Source organism: Gelidibacter mesophilus DSM 14095, from assembly GCF_000423005.1.
GTDB classification, from domain to species: Bacteria; Bacteroidota; Bacteroidia; order Flavobacteriales; family Flavobacteriaceae; genus Gelidibacter; species Gelidibacter mesophilus.
Genome location: NZ_AUHD01000045.1, coordinates 1 through 1,377, shown reverse-complemented (window position 1 = coordinate 1,377; position 1,377 = coordinate 1). Strand labels below are relative to the sequence as shown.

The 1,377-nt window shown below is 28.7% G+C and carries 1 protein-coding gene; it reads left to right on the top strand.

What is annotated here, in order from left to right:
• Positions 1-252: 252 nt before the first annotated feature.
• Positions 253-1,206 (top strand): Fic family protein, encoded by a 954-nt coding sequence (locus G525_RS0117805; RefSeq protein ID WP_027127337.1) that lies wholly within the window; start codon positions 253-255, stop codon positions 1,204-1,206.
• The last annotated feature ends 171 nt before the right edge of the window (positions 1,207-1,377 follow it).

The following is a 1,377-nucleotide window of genomic DNA, read 5'->3' as shown; positions in this document are numbered from 1 at the left end:
CTGATTAATACTTAAAGTTAACTGATTTATTAAAAATCAAACTTAAGCCGTGTATAATTAATTGCTTAGTTCTCGCCTACTTACGAAAATCCTCGCGGATTTTCTATTCCGTTTTTATTTACTAAATTCCGTGCTTAAAACACGCCACTAATCATACACAAAACCGTTGTGCCCAATTAAAAAATCCCGTTTCTATCAAAAATTTGAGTTAAATGATTGTATCTTTGATAGTATCAAATGATAGTATCACGAATGAAACCACCATACGAAATAACATCAAATATATTAAAATTAATAACTTCAATTTCTGAGAAAATCGGAGAAGTAAATGCAAATTTATTAAACAAGCCTTCACCGAAATTAAGAAAACAGAATCGAATTAAAACTATTCATTCTTCTTTAAAAATTGAGGGTAATACTCTTACCGAAGAACAAATAACAGCTCTTTTAGAAAATAAACGAGTTATTGGTCCGAAAAAAGACGTGCTTGAAGTTTTAAATGCAATTAGAATCTATGAAAATTTAGAAGATTATAATCCTTCCAAAGAAAAATCATTTTTAAAAGCACATCAAAACTTAATGGAAGGTCTAATTGAAAATTCTGGAAAATATAGAAATCAAAGTGTCGGAATTGTAAAAGGCTCAAAAATTGAACATTTAGCACCACCTTTTGCAAATGTACCATACTTAATGAAAGACCTCTTTGAATACTTGAAAAAATCTGATGAAATTGAATTAATTAAAAGTTGTGTTTTTCATTACGAAATGGAATTTATACATCCATTTTTAGATGGAAATGGCAGAATGGGACGATTATGGCAAACTTTAATTTTAATGGAAAAATATCCAATCTTTGAATTTTTACCTTTTGAAACCTTAATTAGTAACGACCAAGAAAAATATTATAAAGCGTTGGCTGAAAGTGATAAATCTGGAAAATCAACTAAGTTTATTGAGTATATGCTAAACGTAATTGACATTTCAATAAGTCAGTTATTAGATTACAATAATCGAACGTTAAATGAAAAAGACAGATTAGAATATTATGTTTCATTAAATAAAACTGAATTTACAAGAAAAGATTATATGGACGTTTTTAAAGACATTTCTTCAGCGACAGCAAGTAGAGATTTAAAAAAAGGAGCTGAATTAGATTTATTTGAAAAAATAGGAGAAAAAAATAAGACAATCTATCGTTTAAAATAACTGGGCACAACACCGTATATAATTTATTGCTTGCTTTTTGTCTACTTACGAAAGTCCTCGCGGACTTTCTTTGTCCGTAATTATTTACTAAATTAGTTGATTGAAACACGCAACAAACCATATACAACAACGTTGTGCTTAATTATGTCTCGTCCTGAAATATGGCTACAG